This is a genomic window from Alphaproteobacteria bacterium, assembly GCA_016722515.1.
Lineage (GTDB): Bacteria > Pseudomonadota > Alphaproteobacteria > Rickettsiales > JADKJE01 > JADKJE01.
Genome location: JADKJE010000001.1, coordinates 1 through 15,303 on the forward strand (window position 1 = coordinate 1; position 15,303 = coordinate 15,303).

The 15,303-nt window shown below is 43.3% G+C and carries 14 protein-coding genes; 3 read left to right on the forward strand and 11 right to left on the reverse strand.

Annotated elements, in window-relative coordinates; genetic code table 11:
* On the reverse strand, positions 1 to 3,170 hold a 3,170-nt coding region (locus tag IPP74_00005), incomplete at its 3' end, for a hypothetical protein (GenBank protein ID MBL0317685.1).
* Positions 3,171 to 3,187: 17 nt separating this feature from the next.
* The gene (locus tag IPP74_00010; GenBank protein ID MBL0317686.1) at positions 3,188 to 6,085 is read right to left on the reverse strand and encodes a VWA domain-containing protein; all 2,898 of its coding nucleotides are present in this window, start codon (positions 6,083 to 6,085) and stop codon (positions 3,188 to 3,190) included.
* 61 nt (positions 6,086 to 6,146) lie between these two features.
* Between IPP74_00010 and IPP74_00015 the strand changes: the two genes are divergently transcribed.
* A complete protein-coding gene (locus IPP74_00015) occupies positions 6,147 to 6,629 on the forward strand; it encodes a CS1-pili formation C-terminal domain-containing protein (protein ID MBL0317687.1) in 483 nt (160 codons plus the stop codon).
* 474 nt (positions 6,630 to 7,103) lie between these two features.
* On the opposite strand, the gene IPP74_00020 is transcribed toward IPP74_00015, so the two are convergent.
* The 8 genes from IPP74_00020 to gatC form a co-directional block, all read right to left on the reverse strand.
* Complete coding sequence (locus IPP74_00020) at positions 7,104 to 7,337, reverse strand: hypothetical protein (protein MBL0317688.1); 234 nt, start codon at positions 7,335 to 7,337, stop codon at positions 7,104 to 7,106.
* Complete coding sequence (locus tag IPP74_00025; GenBank protein ID MBL0317689.1) at positions 7,331 to 7,756, reverse strand: hypothetical protein; 426 nt, start codon at positions 7,754 to 7,756, stop codon at positions 7,331 to 7,333. Before IPP74_00025 ends, IPP74_00020 begins: the two co-directional genes overlap by 7 nt.
* A gap of 146 nt (positions 7,757 to 7,902) precedes the next feature.
* Positions 7,903 to 8,754: a hypothetical protein gene (locus IPP74_00030; protein MBL0317690.1), complete on the reverse strand. Its 852-nt coding sequence runs from the start codon at positions 8,752 to 8,754 to the stop codon at positions 7,903 to 7,905.
* 93 nt (positions 8,755 to 8,847) lie between these two features.
* The gene (locus IPP74_00035; protein MBL0317691.1) at positions 8,848 to 9,522 is read right to left on the reverse strand and encodes a DUF2155 domain-containing protein; all 675 of its coding nucleotides are present in this window, start codon (positions 9,520 to 9,522) and stop codon (positions 8,848 to 8,850) included.
* Complete coding sequence (locus IPP74_00040) at positions 9,519 to 9,731, reverse strand: hypothetical protein (protein ID MBL0317692.1); 213 nt, start codon at positions 9,729 to 9,731, stop codon at positions 9,519 to 9,521. The genes IPP74_00035 and IPP74_00040 overlap by 4 nt, the downstream gene beginning before the upstream one ends.
* A gap of 24 nt (positions 9,732 to 9,755) precedes the next feature.
* Entirely contained in the window at positions 9,756 to 11,210 is a 1,455-nt protein-coding gene (gene gatB, locus IPP74_00045; GenBank protein MBL0317693.1) for an Asp-tRNA(Asn)/Glu-tRNA(Gln) amidotransferase subunit GatB, read from the reverse strand.
* A 19-nt stretch (positions 11,211 to 11,229) separates the two neighbouring features.
* The gene (gene gatA, locus IPP74_00050; protein MBL0317694.1) at positions 11,230 to 12,702 is read right to left on the reverse strand and encodes an Asp-tRNA(Asn)/Glu-tRNA(Gln) amidotransferase subunit GatA; all 1,473 of its coding nucleotides are present in this window, start codon (positions 12,700 to 12,702) and stop codon (positions 11,230 to 11,232) included.
* A 19-nt stretch (positions 12,703 to 12,721) separates the two neighbouring features.
* Positions 12,722 to 13,015, reverse strand: coding sequence for an Asp-tRNA(Asn)/Glu-tRNA(Gln) amidotransferase subunit GatC (gene gatC / locus IPP74_00055; protein MBL0317695.1), 294 nt, complete (start codon positions 13,013 to 13,015; stop codon positions 12,722 to 12,724).
* Between the two features lie 120 nt (positions 13,016 to 13,135).
* Between gatC and ruvX the strand changes: the two genes are divergently transcribed.
* The gene (ruvX, locus tag IPP74_00060; GenBank protein ID MBL0317696.1) at positions 13,136 to 13,591 is read left to right on the forward strand and encodes a Holliday junction resolvase RuvX; all 456 of its coding nucleotides are present in this window, start codon (positions 13,136 to 13,138) and stop codon (positions 13,589 to 13,591) included.
* 21 nt (positions 13,592 to 13,612) lie between these two features.
* Positions 13,613 to 14,500: a hypothetical protein gene (locus tag IPP74_00065; protein ID MBL0317697.1), complete on the forward strand. Its 888-nt coding sequence runs from the start codon at positions 13,613 to 13,615 to the stop codon at positions 14,498 to 14,500.
* Here the strand turns inward: IPP74_00065 and IPP74_00070 are convergent.
* On the reverse strand, positions 14,466 to 15,146 hold the full coding sequence (locus IPP74_00070) for a transglutaminase-like cysteine peptidase (protein MBL0317698.1): 681 nt from the start codon (positions 15,144 to 15,146) through the stop codon (positions 14,466 to 14,468). The two genes, IPP74_00065 and IPP74_00070, sit on opposite strands and share 35 nt — an antisense overlap.
* Positions 15,147 to 15,303: the final 157 nt, after the last annotated feature.

Genomic DNA, 15,303 nt, shown 5'->3' on the forward strand with positions numbered 1-15,303 from the left:
AAAAAGTTTGTCAGAGTTCTCAAATCGATTTCTGCCGTATTTAAGTAATTTTCATAGGCAAGCGACATTGAGATTAGGTCTTTTGGAAAAGAAGCAGAGTCAGGTTTCGTTAATTGGTTCAATTCAGCAAAGAATTGTCCTAACTGTTTTGACATTTGCCGGATATCACTGGCCGCCAGATCGATATTAAATCGCTCGACCTCAGGTGTGTTTTGGATTTCTTCTTCCGTTAAACCAATATATCTGGCCCTTAGTAACATCGATTTAAAGAGTTCTGGATTGTCTCTGAAAGCAAGGCGATCGATTTTATAAATTTGCCTAAGCGGAACCCCTGTCAGCGTTTGCGCGATCCTTGTTGCAATGTCTTTAGCGGTAGGATCGGTTAAGGGCACCGTATACATATCCAGCCGGGATTTAAGCGCTTTGTCCGCCCACGACTCATCACGTCCTGGGCCGCCATAATTTCCGGTAAAAAAGAAATGGAACGTAGCAGGTATCTGATCACGGGTGAAATGGTATTCTTTATTTTTCCCGCCCCGAATGGAAAAGCTGCTAACATTAGGGTCGTTAAGGAACAGGAATAACTCATAGAGAGACTGAATTGACCCTTCTTTAGCCAGGTTAAATTCATCCAGCACAATCGGGCGGCCAAAATCCGGTGAACTGGGATCAAGCGCACGAATTAATATTCCATCACGGGTGGTAATACCAATATCGCCTTGATGCTGGGATACATTAATCCCTGCTTTTTGAGCAATTTGATGCAGACCTTGTTTGAGAACATTAGCAGCTTTTGCCTGCTCATCTGGGGTTATGCCTTCACACTCAACCGCATTCCAATTAATGACAACATTGACAAGCTTAGGCGCCAAATCTACAATTTCTGAAATGGTTTCTTGATATGCAAAACCAAGCAATGCCTTTAAATCACGCCGAACCTCATCTGAGAAAATAGTCTCAGGATTATCACGGTTCAGAAAAATGTGGGCATCGATAGCTGCTTTGATTTCTGAAATGCCATTCGTATCAAAAACTGTTTCTTGAAATAAGGTTCGCAAATCCTTGCCTTTGCCATTCATATAAAGGCTGCCTTGTGGGTGAAGCGCTTTGCCCAACTCCATGAGCGTAAAGGTTTTTCCTATTGCAGGCGTTCCCATCAAACCGGTCACATAGTGCCGGTTGGGACGGCTTAAATTAGCCAACAATTCGGTATACATCGGTGCAACCGTTTCCGATGGCAAGGAACGCACGATCCTGCCATAAACTTGGTCGGTTGCAAGGTCGCCTCGGTGTAGGGTAGGAAGAGTCAATTCTTCCGCCAGATTCCATCTTACTTTACCTGGATTGTCTGAATCCCTGCTGGCTATTGGAAGAACCGTGGTGGTGCGGCTACCGATCACGACGCCTAACGATCGAGCTCCCTCCTTTTTAGGGATGCTTGCTGTGCCTTTATATAAATCACGGACAGGTTTAGATTTTCCAGAAGGAAGGGCTTCTTTAAGTGCGGCTTGTCCAATACCGCAACTATGGGTATACAAGAGTGCGGCATTATACAGTTTTATACATTTATCGCGTGCTATACCATGGGCAACGGGACCATCCAAAAACAAGGTATGTACCCAATCCAGAAGCACGTTTTCCAGGCGTTGTCCATGACTTACAGATCCGCTTAAAATAATGTTTGATGAGAATGATCCGGACTGGGTATTCTCCGTAAAGCTTTTGTATAAAGCCCGAGTTTGTTGCTCATCTAAGGTGCGAGGAAGGACAATACCAGCTTTTTGAATTAACTGGGCGATCGTACGAAGGTCAATTTCAATATCTTTGAGATATTTCTCCAATTGCGGATCAAGGTCCATATTATTACCGCTGCTGGTATAATAGTCGGAATTAACATCCACCATTTGGCGAATGCCCGTGATAAATTGGGCTAATTGGCTAGAAAGGATAAGATGCTGCTTCCATCGAGTGACTTTCCTGCTTTTAGAATCAGGTATTCCTGCCACACGGACATCACCAAGAAACTGTGCAAATTCTTTTATATCGTCTTTACTCTTAAATTTGTTATAGGTATCCAAGTACGTTTCATACAACTGAAATAAAGGAACACCTCCAGCCAGTGTATGGGCAATACGGTCCTGGAAATCACCAAGCGTTGGCTCAGAAAGTGATTTGGTAAAACTCTGTAACCGCGTGGCAAGCGCACGATCATCGCTAATGGATTGGCGGTCTTCAAAACCTTGACTGCGAATATTGCCGGTAAAATTCAAATGGAACGTAGACGGCAACTCCCTGCGTCTAAAGGTAAATTTTCGATTCTTCCCTCCATCGACTTCACATTCTTGCTTTTTAGGATCGGTTAATAATTCTAGATATCCATATAAATGTTGGATGGAATCGGGAATTGCCAAATTCAATTCATCCAGCAAAACCGGCCGACCGTAATCGGGAGAACCCGGCGTCACCACCCGAATTAAAATACCGTCCCGGGTAGAAATTCCTAACTTTCCCTGCTGCTCAAGTACTTGAATATTTTCTGCATTGCAAATTTGAAATAATGCCTGCTCAAAGACGTCTACAGTTATATCTCCCGTTGGAATATTCTGCCAGTCGATGCTAAAGGATAACGAGCCTTCTTCGCTGCTTTGTTCAACCATAGCGTCGCCCACCAGTTTTTTTAGCGCATCGATGGTGCGGTCAGGTAGATTGCCTAATTTAAGTCTGGCATCAATGGCATCCTTCACATGCGAAATACCATCCGTATCAAATACGGTTTCACAAAACAAGGTCTTCAAGTCAAGATCTTTACAGTTTATATTGTAGGCGCCAAGTGGATGGACAATTTCACCTATTTTTTTAAAGAGATGGCTTTTCCCCAGGGAAGGGGCACCCTCTAAACCTGAAGCATAACTACGGGACTCGGGGGGAGTGCGGATGGGATCACGGACCGTTAATTCTTCAATCAGATGCTGCAGCAATGTGCGCGAAGGCAATGAGCGAAATAACGTACCCCACACTTTGGAGCTTATCTCTGGCAATGTTCCTGTGCCAAAGCGCACTGGCAAGGTTAGCGTTTCAACGACCTTAAACCCTCTCTCTTTTATATCTCCCTCTTTAACATAATTAATGAGACCTTCAATCGTAATATTTGCATTTTCCCATTGCTTCATAGAATCATTCCTTAAAGTTAAAAAAAGTTAGGAGTTTTCTCAATTATTGCTTTTGCCTCAGACAATTGCTGTTTAACGTGCGAATAGGTCTCAGCCCGTTTTGGCTTTCGACTTTCCTTAAGCAGGTTTTTTAGTGCATCAAAACAACCTTTTTGAATCCCTTTTGAAGAGGCGATTGGTACAACAAAACAATTTTTATGAGGTATTTTCTCTAAAATAATCTCGGGAGTTATTCGGTTGGTGGTTGAATTACCGTCAGCCCCAATTAAACACATGGTTACCGAAGAAGGCGGCACTTTTTCCAAAACAGTCTTAATGGCATTAAACGAACGGTTACCATCCGTGAATCCTGCATCAGATAAAATAAAATAATGCGTTTTTCCGACCTTAGCGCCAGGAAGCAGCCGCTGAGCACCAAGGACTCCTAAAGCATCTTCTAACGTGTAAGATAATTGGTCTTGTAAGCCCCCGACATGTTGCTTTATACCCACTAATTTTTTACTGATTTCGGCATGCGCATCATCTGGAAAGGCTATGACCCGCGCAGATTCTTGATCCATTCCATAAATATAAACATTAATTTTAATCCCTTCTTTGTGGCATTGCTTAGCCGCCTCAAAAAAAATACAAGCCGTATTCAATGCATTCTCGAATGGTTTACCGATCATACTGCCTGAACAGTCGATACATAAGACCAGGTTCATCACAGCTGGTTTATGTGCATTTCGGTCGCTCGTAAATAGATGGTAATCCTTGGTTTGGATAGGTTGGCCGGTTAAACGTTTTACACGAAAATCAATATAGGACCCCGCATCAAAACGCCCCAAATTGCCATCTTCTGGCAACATGGTGTGTTGCCCCTTATTTTTAATCGTAATTGTTTGACGATATTCCTCGCCTAATTTTCGCAGTGATGCCGAAACCTGCTTTACAGTCTGGGCATTCATCTGGATAATCTTTTGGTACTCGCTTAAATCTCCGGCAGGTACGGGGAGTTTTGGAAGTGGATTATTTGCAAATGACTGCATTTCGGGCAACGTGCCTTGAGAAGGCGATTCTTTATCTTTTGAAACATGATCTTTAGAAGGTTTTCCTTTTCGACTTGCCGCCTTCTTTTTTCCTTTTTTTGAACCATCCTTGTCAGCTTTTTGTTTCTGAGCTTCTTGCTTCTGAGCTTCTTCGAGTGCCTGCTCAATCGCCTCATCGATTTCTTCTTGAATTTCCTGCTGAGTCACATCGTTTGGATTCTTACCAGAACGATCTGCTATTTTCTTACGAAGCTGCTCCTCAACCGTTTTTCCCATTTCCTCTTCATCAGGATAATCCCCATAATCCTTTTGCGTCGTTTCGTTGGGTGTTTTAACATCAGGCATATCCACACCCTCAACTGAGATGGATTGTCCTGCTGATTGGCCCTGCCCCCCCTGACCTTCACTATTTTTTTGACCATCGGATTGGGGCTGGTTCCGTTGTTCTTGGTTCGGTTGTTCTTGGTTCTGTTGTTCTTGGTTCTGTTGTTCTTGTTGCTGTTGTTCTTGTTGCTGCTTTTTCTGTTCAAACTGTTCATTGATTTGCTTTTCCTGTTCTTTCAATAACTCAGGAAGCAGCGTGCGCTCGACGCATCTTCTAAAAATAATATCCGTAATGTGATTACGTTCCTGGGTAAACTTTTTATGTTGTCGTTTCGATTCAGGCGATAGGCTGGCATGCTCGTGGGGAGCTAATTGCAAATGCTCAAGTTTTTGGGTAAGAGAAATGATCTGTTTCAAAGCATCCCATTCCCTTAAATGTTTGGCTGATTTGCCACCCTCTTCATAAAGTAGTTTTTCTATTTTTATCCCAATACTCATCCAACGGCTGGGGTCATTTGGGTCAAATAATCCATTACCGCTAAAGAATGATTCACGAATGACATTTTTGGTATTTAAAAATGAAGTAAGATCCACTCCACCCTTTTTTGATAGAGGCTCTTGAGGCACCTCAATGCCATTAAGACCATCGATATGATCCAGAAGGTCACTGATGACGCATTCTACATAATTAGCGGAATGATAAAAATTCTGTATACTGCGGTTGGTATATTTAACAACAAAACTATTCGCATAGCTGTTTTCCGTTTCATCAAATATATAAAATAATAATCGGTGGGTCAGTTCCAATCGGTTTAATTCAATATATTCATCTTTGGTCAGACAACCACCATGGCCTGGCTGCATTATGAGAGCTATAGTCGCTTCTATTTTATTTCGCAGCTCATCCATTCTGCGAGTGGGCATTTCCGTCCCTAAAGCGTGTGCTACCTCATGCAACGCGGCTGCCCGTGAATGCTCAATCCCAATAAGTAATCCGCAGATCATATCCAGATTGATATAATTTTTCTCTGTATCATAGTAAAAGCTGACCTCTGGATAACCACCGTTAGAAATCCCCCAATTCAAACGAACGTCTCTGCGGCCGATACTCGTTGCAAGTATCCAGGCAAACTGGGTTAGTTCCTGCTGCATGTATTCTGTTTGCCGGACCCCTAACCAGAGCGAATTACACAACCATGAAAAACCTGGAGTCTTTGAAGAACTTCCTGAGGATGAATTCTCGATCCATTTTTTTTGTAATTCCTTATCAACAGCCAATGTAGCCAAAGCCGTACCCCATGCAAGCTGCAAAAGAGGTTCATTAACATGAAAGGAGCCCGGCACGATTCCTTGAAAGATAGCTTCTTTGATGTTATTAATTTCTTGTTCGATAGTCGAACTAGCACCTGAAAGACTATAAATTTTTTCCAGATTTTCCTGAAGATTAGCGCCTGTAAGCTTACTGTCTAAAAATTCTCTGAAAATATTACGGCGTAAACGTAGCAAAGGATCCTTAGCCATGTCGTCAATTTGATTTAACATTTTGGCTTTATACTTTGACATTATTGCGACCCTTTGAATACTTACAAATGATTATTTGGGAGCATATTAAGAACCCCATACAATGTCAAACAATATTAAACAAATTCTAAATACAAAATCTAAAACCCTACTAATATTACCGCCTTATGATACGTATCAAATTTCACTCCTGCCTAAAGATGACAGCAGTTTGGAGATTGATGCCACCAAGCGGCCTGTTACCCTCTACCCAGGCAATATCATTGATATGGATTGGGACATTCATCCTATCACCGTTATTTTAGGAAGGGTTGTAGACACTAAAGGAAACCCATTGGCCAATGCTAAATTAATGGAAGCACGCAACATAACGGTAAGCGACGAACAAGGTAACTTTCAGGGGGAGATTATAAACAACAACACCCTCACCTTTGAATTACGTCAGGAACGTGCATCGATTGAGGTTGATGAAACAAATCCCGCCTTGAAGTTTAGTTCCTCACATCAACGCTGCCAGGTGAAGCTGTCGAACGTGAGTACAATCAATGGTGTCGCCGTTTACCCGGATCCACTTGTGTGTCAGTAGGTGGATGTGGAATTTTGTTAGTCGCAAAATAGTGTTGCGCTAGATCTCCAGCCCATTACGCTTACGCTAGGGTGTGGGGCGTCATTCTCACCCTTTTTAAGCAGTATGAGCCGCAGGCGAGTGCTGCTTAAAAAGGGTGGGAATCCAGCACAATACACATTGCGCGACTAGCGCAATTCCTTTTCATCGGTGCCTGAATCACAGTAATGTGGAATTTTGTTAGTCGCAAAATAGTGTTGCGCTAGATCTCCAGCCCATTACGCTTACGCTAGGGTGTGGGGCGTCATTCTCACCCTTTTTAAGCAGTATGAGCCGCAGGCGAGTGCTGCTTAAAAAGGGTGGGAATCCAGCACAATACACATTGCGCGACTAGCGCAATTCCTTTTCATCGGTGCCTAAATCACAGTAATACTGATTATTTCCTACCCTACAGTGTTATATCCCTCGAATTCATCCCATCAAACGTATGATACGTCACCGGTGCTTTGCCATAAGGCAGGTGACACTCCAGCTTTGGCCAGCATAAATGCGGCTGATTGTTAGCTCTTTGCAATGCCCGGCAGACTCGCATTGCTGGCCGGACTGCAGCAGTACATTGGTATTGCCCTTGTTGGTAAATTCAATGGTATTTCCCACCCGTTTAGCGATTAAATCAGGATGTGGGTTTTGAGGGCGGAGAATCACCAGCGCCTCATAACCAACTAACAATTTAAGGGCAACCTCTCTTCCTTATTGTCCAGTTCATTCACAACAGGCTTGATGGTAACTCGATAAATTTGATCCTGATCGGTTGGCGGTGTCAGCATAATAAAACGCATTAACTTGGTAACCTTAGCAGGTAACACCATTTTTGCTGGCGAAACAATCAACCCTGATTTCTGCATGTTTGTGACGAGAACCTGCTGTTGGTTTTTGCCCCCTGGATTATTAATTTTATAAATCTCGGTGGCGATGTATTGTTTTTGGTCATCGAGGCTTCTAATTTCGATGTCTTTATGCGTTGTGGTTCCTGGAAGAAAATCAAGAATCATCGCACTCATGCTAAATTCAGCATGGGCAGACGATGACCAGGATAAAAAACCTACTGTGAGGATAAACCGAAGTGACGACGAAAATGAACATGCCATACCCCTAACCTTCCTACCAAGTATGAATTCTTTTCCAGGGTAGTCTTTTAAAGTTAATCTTTGGTGTATGGGTTTTTGATAAGCCGTTACGCGATTAGCGCAATTCATGCCATAGGCGAATTGCGCTAATCACTGTAGAATTTTAACTAATTCATTTGCTGATGCCCATCAATGTTTTTGGGTGCCATTTTATTTGCTATAGTAATCAATGTATTTTTATCTTTTCTAGTGATATCTTTATTTTCTTCAATGCTCGTTATAACCTGATCGAGCGAGTTTTCTTTAAGTGCCAATTCAATAAATGTTTTTTGTGCTATTTTATTTGTAGCATTATTGGCTCTATCAATGATTGAATCTAGATTCTTATACGTAGTGGCTTTGGCAGCAATTCGTTCTTGGTGAATGGTTTTGGCCAAAGTTGCCATCGCATTTACATCAACATTTGCTTCGTTAATTGCTGTATAAATACTGACCAAAGGTTTTTTGGATTGATCCACTTCAAATGCTTGTTCAAGGTACATTTTTCGTATATCTTCATTCTGAGCTTCAGCAGCTTTTTTAACTAACAATTTTACATCAACTATATCACCGGTAGCCACGTCAAACTTGGCGACTTGTACAATTTCGTCGTCTTTGGTATATGTTTTGGGCTTCGCACCTTGTAAGAAATACTCTCCCAGAAGATCAACAGCAAGGCTTGACGTTCTTTTGTCTTCTTTAGATTTCACTTTTTTCTTATATCGCAAACCACATATTTCATCAATTTTTTTGGAGACATTCGTGTAGAGATAAGATTTTAGTGGTGTAACTTCTTGTTTTGACCCAGCCGTAGATAGGCTGGCATTAATATTTTCAATAACCAGATTGAATCTAGTCAAGAAATCTGTAGAATTTTCGGCTTGAATCGGTTTTTGTGAAAGTGCAGCTAACAAGGTTAATAATGTATTTTTGGTTTTAGACCCGCGTCTTTCAATCAATTGTATGGATGTTTTGGCCACCTTTCTTCTCCTAATTAATAAAATAATATGACTTAATTGTTCTATTGATTTTATTGAATATAGTCAAGTTATAATGCTGAATTCATGTGTAAACTAATAACACTCCTTAACCACCACATCATACACCGGATGTTCTAATCCTGAAATACTTGGTGTCGATGAAAACATCCAGCCGAAGAAAATCCTCACCGGGTCTTTGCCGGGTTCGTTATCCCAGATTTCAATAAGGGCTTTGTTATCTGGTAACTCATCCGCAGGTGCATGCCAGCAACTGCGGACAGTGATGTCCAAATTGCCAAATTTGAGTACCTGATGGAGAGGGATTTTATATTCAGAGGAGCGTGCGGTAATTTTATTCAGCGTTCTGAGCACCGCCCCTGTACCATAGGTTCGATCTTTAGACCAGACAACTCCCGTGCGTGGATCTTTAATCAACGTTGTTTCGCTTTTTTCCAGCTGTGTCGGTGCCGTTTTTGCTAATTTTAATTCAGCATCGGTAATGGGCGCAGCAACCACGTGTTTAGATTCGTTCGCAGGCGTTGGTACTCCCTTTCTTTTAGCTTCAAGTACGCTGGAGGTCGGGACGATTTCCTTCCGTTTGGCGGATGCAGCCAGCGCACTATCCTGATGAGGCCTTGCTTTAAATTCAGCCTGTAACACCACTTCATCCAGTTGTCCATCTTCAGCTAACACACCTACCGATAAGGCAACCGCGCCAATCGTGCATAAACCGGCTAACAAGATCACACGCGAAAACGATATTTTCATAAACTTACCTTGGTGACCTTAATGAGTGCGCTATAGATCTGTTTAAGCTGGTCGACATCGCAGCCCATAGCGGCCGCATCATCCAGTATATCTTGAAATAACCCCTTAAATTCAAGATAATTTTCATTCAACACTTTCAGTTTTTCATGACAGGTAATGGCATTGCCGTTGACGTGGAGCCAATGTGGAGTGCCTTGCTGCATGTGCATGATACGCCTCTATGTCCTATTGTTCTAACCTAATTTCTGTTTCAGGATATCATTTACCAAACCAGGATTTGCTTTACCTTGAGTGACTTTCATCACCTGCCCGACAAAGAAACCAAACAGTTTATCTTTGCCCGAACGGTATTCAGCCACTTTATCAGGATTGGCAGCAAGCACTTCATCGATCGATTTTTCAATTGAACCGGTATCCGTTACCTGGGTTAATCCTTGCTCTTCAACAATGACAGAGGCTTCTTTGCCTGTTTCAAACATGGTGTCAAACACCTGTTTGGCGATTTTTCCAGAAATGGTATTATTTTGGATTAATTCCAATAATCCCGCCAGTTGTTTTGATGAAACCGGCGATTGTTCAAGCGATAATCCCTGTTTATTCAGTCTGCCAAATAATTCACCAGTAATCCAGTTGGCAGCCAGTTTAGGGTCCTGGTCGCGGATGACTTCTTCAAAATAATAAGCGGTTACTTTATCCGAAACCAATACACCAGCATCGTAACGGCTTAAGCCATATTGCTGCATATAACGCTGTTGTTTTTGATCGGGTAATTCAGGGAGGCTAGCGCGAATACGGTCAACAAAATCTTGCTCAAGCTCCAAAGGCAATAAATCAGGATCGGGGAAATAACGGTAATCATGGGCATCTTCTTTGGAACGCATGACCCTGGTTTCGTTGAGGGTAGGATCGTACAAACGTGTTTCTTGATACACGGTACCACCCGACTCTAATACTTCGACCTGACGCTGCGCTTCGTGCTCAATAGCACGCATAATATTGCGCACAGAATTGAGGTTTTTAATTTCACAGCGCGTGCCAAATTCGGAATTGCCGACACGCCGTACCGATACGTTGGCATCACAGCGCATAGAGCCTTTTTCCATATCGCCATCGCACGTGCCTAAATAACGCACAATGCTGCGTAGCTTTTTAACATATTCGCCGGCTTCTTCAGGCGTGCGGATATCAGGCTCCGACACAATCTCCATCAGGGCAATACCACAACGATTAAGATCGATAAACGAATAACGCGGGCTTTGATCATGCAGGCTTTTACCCGCATCTTGCTCCAAGTGCATACGCGTTACGCCAATTTCGCGGGTGGTGCCGTCTTTCATATCGAGGGTAATTTTGCCCTTTCCAACAATTGGATAATAAAATTGGGAGATTTGATAGCCTTGAGGTAAATCGGCGTAGAAATAATTTTTACGATCAAAGGCTGAATGCAAATTAATCTCTGCATTTAAACCCAGTCCAGTTTTAATTCCCTGCTCTACACAATATTTATTGACCACGGGCAACATGCCTGGCATTCCTGCATCAACCAACGATACTTGCGTATTGGGCTCGGCACCAAATGCCGTCGAAGCACCTGAAAATAATTTAGATTGAGAATCCACTTGTGCATGGACTTCCAAGCCGATGACGAGTTCCCACTCTCCGGTATTTCCTTGAATTCGGTAGGTCATATCATTTCCTCCTGTATAGTTAGGCGCTGTGATGCGGGGTTAATTTAAATCCAGCTTGCTGTTCAATCACATGAGCAAAGCTAAACAGCGTATTTTCGCCAAACATCGGGCCAAGTAATTGCAACCCAAGCGGCAGGCCGTCGGTGGAAAGCCCTGCTGGGACCACCATGCCTGGGATTCCGGCTAAACTGGCAGGAACGGTGTAGACATCGTTTAGGTACATGGTCAATGGATCGAGTTTTTCATCCAACGCAAACGCCGCTGATGGCGTTGCAGGAGTGAGGATAACATCGACATCTTGGAACGCCTGTTGGAAATCCTGCGAAATCAAATTACGGACTCGCTGTGCCTTCATGTAGTAGGCATCATAATATCCGGCCGACAAAACATAGGTACCAATCATGATGCGGCGTTTGACTTCATCGCCAAAACCAGCTTGGCGGGTCTTTTCGTACATATCATCAAGTGAATCGCCGTCGTCACAGACCCTCTGACCAAAGCGAAGCCCGTCATAACGCGCCAGGTTTGATGAGGCTTCTGCCGGGGCAATAATGTAGTAAGTCGCTAAAGCGTATTTAGTATGGGGTAAGCTGATGTCTACCGGCTTAGCACCTGCTTCGGTTAACCAGGCAATGCCTTGATCCCATAAGGCCTTAATATCAGCAGGCAGGTTTTGGGCATATTCTTTAGGAATCCCAACTCTTTTGCCAGCAATCGATTGGCCAACCGCCTTGCTGAATTCAGGAACCGCTACATTAGCTGAGGTTGAATCTTTAGGGTCATACCCGCAAATAGCTTCCAGCAATAAGGCCGAATCCATGACGGTACGTGAGAACACACCAGCTTGATCAAGCGAGCTGGCAAAGGCAATCATGCCATAACGTGAACATCTGCCATAGGTTGGTTTAATACCAACCGTACCGGTAAAAGCACCAGGCTGGCGAATAGAGCCTCCCGTATCAGAGCCAAGGGCTCCCATAGCCGAATAGGATGCAACAGCTGCTGCAGAGCCACCAGAGGATCCCCCTGGCACTAAATCTTTTTGATCCGACTTGCGGCGCCACGGATTAATCACGGAACCGTAGCAGCTCGTGGTATTGGCTGATCCCATAGCAAATTCGTCCATGTTCGTTTTACCTACCATTACGGCACCGTGGTTAAACAGGTTGGTGGTCACGGTCGATTCATAGGTAGGGGTAAATCCTTTGAGGATTTTAGAGCATGAGGTTGAAAGGAAACCTTTGGTGCAGAACAAATCCTTGACGGCAACAGGAATTCCTTCCAGAGCCCGCCCCTCACCTTTGGCTAAGCGTTGGTCTGAATCATGCGCTTGTGAACGTGCATGGTCAAAGCTTTCTACCATATAGGCGTTGAGGTTACGTGTTTGTTCAACCGCTTTAATATGCGATTCGACCAATTCAACGGCAGTAAATTCTTTTTTATCAAGTCCGCGGCGGGCATCGGCCAAGGTTAGATGGTTAAGTCCGGTCATGGTATTTCCTTCTGTTATTCTATTCGGCATCGATGACTTTAGGCACGGCAAAACAGCCATATTGGGCATCCGGGGCATTGGCTAGAATCTGCTCCTGTATGCCTCCATCTGTCACGACATCTTCGCGAAGATAAGGCAACATGTTAGAGACATTAGTCAGTTGCGGAACCTGTTTAGTATCCACCTCGCCTAATTGTTCGACCCATTGCAACAGCGAAGATAATTCTTCCGCGAAATGAGCGACTTCATCGTCTGATACGCGGATACGCGCCAGCTTAGCAATTTTTTTGACATCCTGGTGAGTAAGAGCCATAATGCACCTTTTGAAAAATCTGAATCAACGCAGTTATTCTGCGTCGCATAAGTGTTCAAGAAATTATCGTTTTTTGGCGCCAAAAGCAACACCCACTTCACATCAGGACTTTAAGTTTTTATGATAACCACCGATTTCAATGAATTCCGCTCTACCATTCCTTCAACCGGTTCACTGCTAGGGCTTGATGTAGGACAAGTACGCGTAGGGTTTGCTATAAGCGATAAAAACCGCATGATCGCCTCTGCACGCGAGGTCTATACGCGCCGTAACATCCAGATTGACACCACCTATATTCAACACTACATCCAAAAAGAAAACATTGTTGGCATCGTTAGTGGCTGGCCTTTGCAAATGAATGGTGTCGCTGCCGAAAGTTGTGAAATGGTAATGAAATTATTAAAACCTCTGGAGGCATTAATCGAATGTCCCGTATTCTTGCAGGATGAACGATTGTCTACCCGTGCTGTTTCGCGGGTCTTGATGGATGCGGGCCTTAATCGCAAACAACGTCAGGCAGTGGATGATAAAGCCGCTGCTACGTATTTGCTTCAGGGAATTCTTGACCGTCTATAAGGTTTGATTTACCCTGAATAGATGACAAAAAAACAGGTATGGACATTAACAAAAGCCTTCTTTTATATTATTACCGGATTTTATCTCGTAATAACGGTGGTGTTCCACAACCTGTTACCGACATCTGACGTCACGTTTACTGCCATACGGCATCGGCCAAAACCCCATGAAGATAATGGTCAGTGCGTCATCTTAATGCATGGTGCTTTTTCTAAAGAATCCATGTTGGAACCACTCGCTAATGCATTTTATAAAAAAGGATATTGGGTTCTGAGTGCGAATTATGCCTGGAACCGTTATACAACAGACCAGCTTAGTTTCTATACCAGTAAAATGGCACGCACCCAATGCTCAAACCGCCTGACGCATTTTGTGGTGCAATCCAGTGCCGTGATCTTGCTGCGCCATATGTTGGAGCACCACCCTATTCCTAATGAAATCGGTAAGGTGGTGATGATTAGCCCTTTAATCAAAGGCAGCGAACTGGTGAGTGATTTTAGCTGGATACCTGGGTTTAAAAAAAGTTTAGGTTTATCGATTGCCGAGATGGGGCAGGACAAACATGACCTACCGGCTAAATTTTCGCCGCAATTTCCATATCCAACAGGCGCAATCATGGGTATTCGAAGTTTTAACCCCCTCACCTCGGTTATTTTGCCCGGCATTGATGATGGCTTAATTTCTCAAATAAGTGCCGTTGCCCCTTTTTATAAAGACTCAATTACCATTCTTGATACCTATACTTTTTTACCCTCTAACCAGGACGTTATCCGGCAAACCCTGCAATTTGTTGAAAGCGGATCTTTTGATCATGTATTACCACAGAAGATCGTCTTGCCCAATACATCCAATCAGCCCAAAGGATTTCTTCAATCTAAGCCTGATGGCGCCACCAGGCCTTCTCGTTAATCGAATAAATAGGATGATAATGGCTGATCAAAGTCGAAGGTTTAACATCACTGTTACGGTTATCTAAAATATAGGCTGTGCCATCAACATACACCGCCAATACGGCATGAAGGATTTGCAGGCGCATATCTTTTAAGATCACCACCCGCATATTATCGGTAGGGATACCTGCGGCTGCCAGGCCATAATATTTAGCGATAGCGTAATCTTCACAATCACCTGAGCGTTTGCTAAAAAATTCCAAAGGTGTTGCCCAATAATCCGACTTTCCCCATAATTTTTGATCAAATCCATAAGGAATGGCGTTTACCGATTGGTTGACCGCTTGCAATGTAGCCATGGGCGATTGGCCAGAAAGCCCCTGCATACGCCTGATCCATTTAACATACGCACATGCCCCTCCCGTGCCGCTGCTGCACGCAGAACCTGCATTGACCGAATCGCTTTGCTGGCGGGCCATCACGCCTGTCCACTTCGGAAATTCATCGAGCTCATAGGAAATACTATCAAGCGAACTGTTAAATAGATGCTGACGTTCGTTTTCATCGGCACCCGAAAACAAACCATACGCATAGGCGGCACTACCAGCACAAACCAAGTAACCTGCTACTATTGCGCCTATAATTAAATGATTTAATCTCATCATAAATCCCCCTATCGTTAAATAATTATATCAATTATAGTTACGATAGTGTCATCTATTTAATTATATTATATTAATACTATGGCTTGTTTTTTGTTTTACCTTAAAAATTAAATTTGGCCACGATTTTAAAAATCGGCTTGAAATTTCAAAGCTATGC

Coding starts and splice junctions, on each gene's coding strand:
- IPP74_00015 (MBL0317687.1), top strand. CDS start 6,147: ATGTCAAACAATATTAAACAAATTCTAAATACAAAATCTAAAACCCTA.
- IPP74_00065 (MBL0317697.1), top strand. CDS start 13,613: ATGACAAAAAAACAGGTATGGACATTAACAAAAGCCTTCTTTTATATT.
- IPP74_00070 (MBL0317698.1), bottom strand. CDS start 15,146: ATGATGAGATTAAATCATTTAATTATAGGCGCAATAGTAGCAGGTTAC.
- gatA (MBL0317694.1), bottom strand. CDS start 12,702: ATGACCGGACTTAACCATCTAACCTTGGCCGATGCCCGCCGCGGACTT.
- ruvX (MBL0317696.1), top strand. CDS start 13,136: ATGATAACCACCGATTTCAATGAATTCCGCTCTACCATTCCTTCAACC.
- IPP74_00010 (MBL0317686.1), bottom strand. CDS start 6,085: ATGTCAAAGTATAAAGCCAAAATGTTAAATCAAATTGACGACATGGCT.
- IPP74_00040 (MBL0317692.1), bottom strand. CDS start 9,731: ATGCACATGCAGCAAGGCACTCCACATTGGCTCCACGTCAACGGCAAT.
- IPP74_00025 (MBL0317689.1), bottom strand. CDS start 7,756: ATGGCATGTTCATTTTCGTCGTCACTTCGGTTTATCCTCACAGTAGGT.
- gatB (MBL0317693.1), bottom strand. CDS start 11,210: ATGACCTACCGAATTCAAGGAAATACCGGAGAGTGGGAACTCGTCATC.
- IPP74_00035 (MBL0317691.1), bottom strand. CDS start 9,522: ATGAAAATATCGTTTTCGCGTGTGATCTTGTTAGCCGGTTTATGCACG.
- gatC (MBL0317695.1), bottom strand. CDS start 13,015: ATGGCTCTTACTCACCAGGATGTCAAAAAAATTGCTAAGCTGGCGCGT.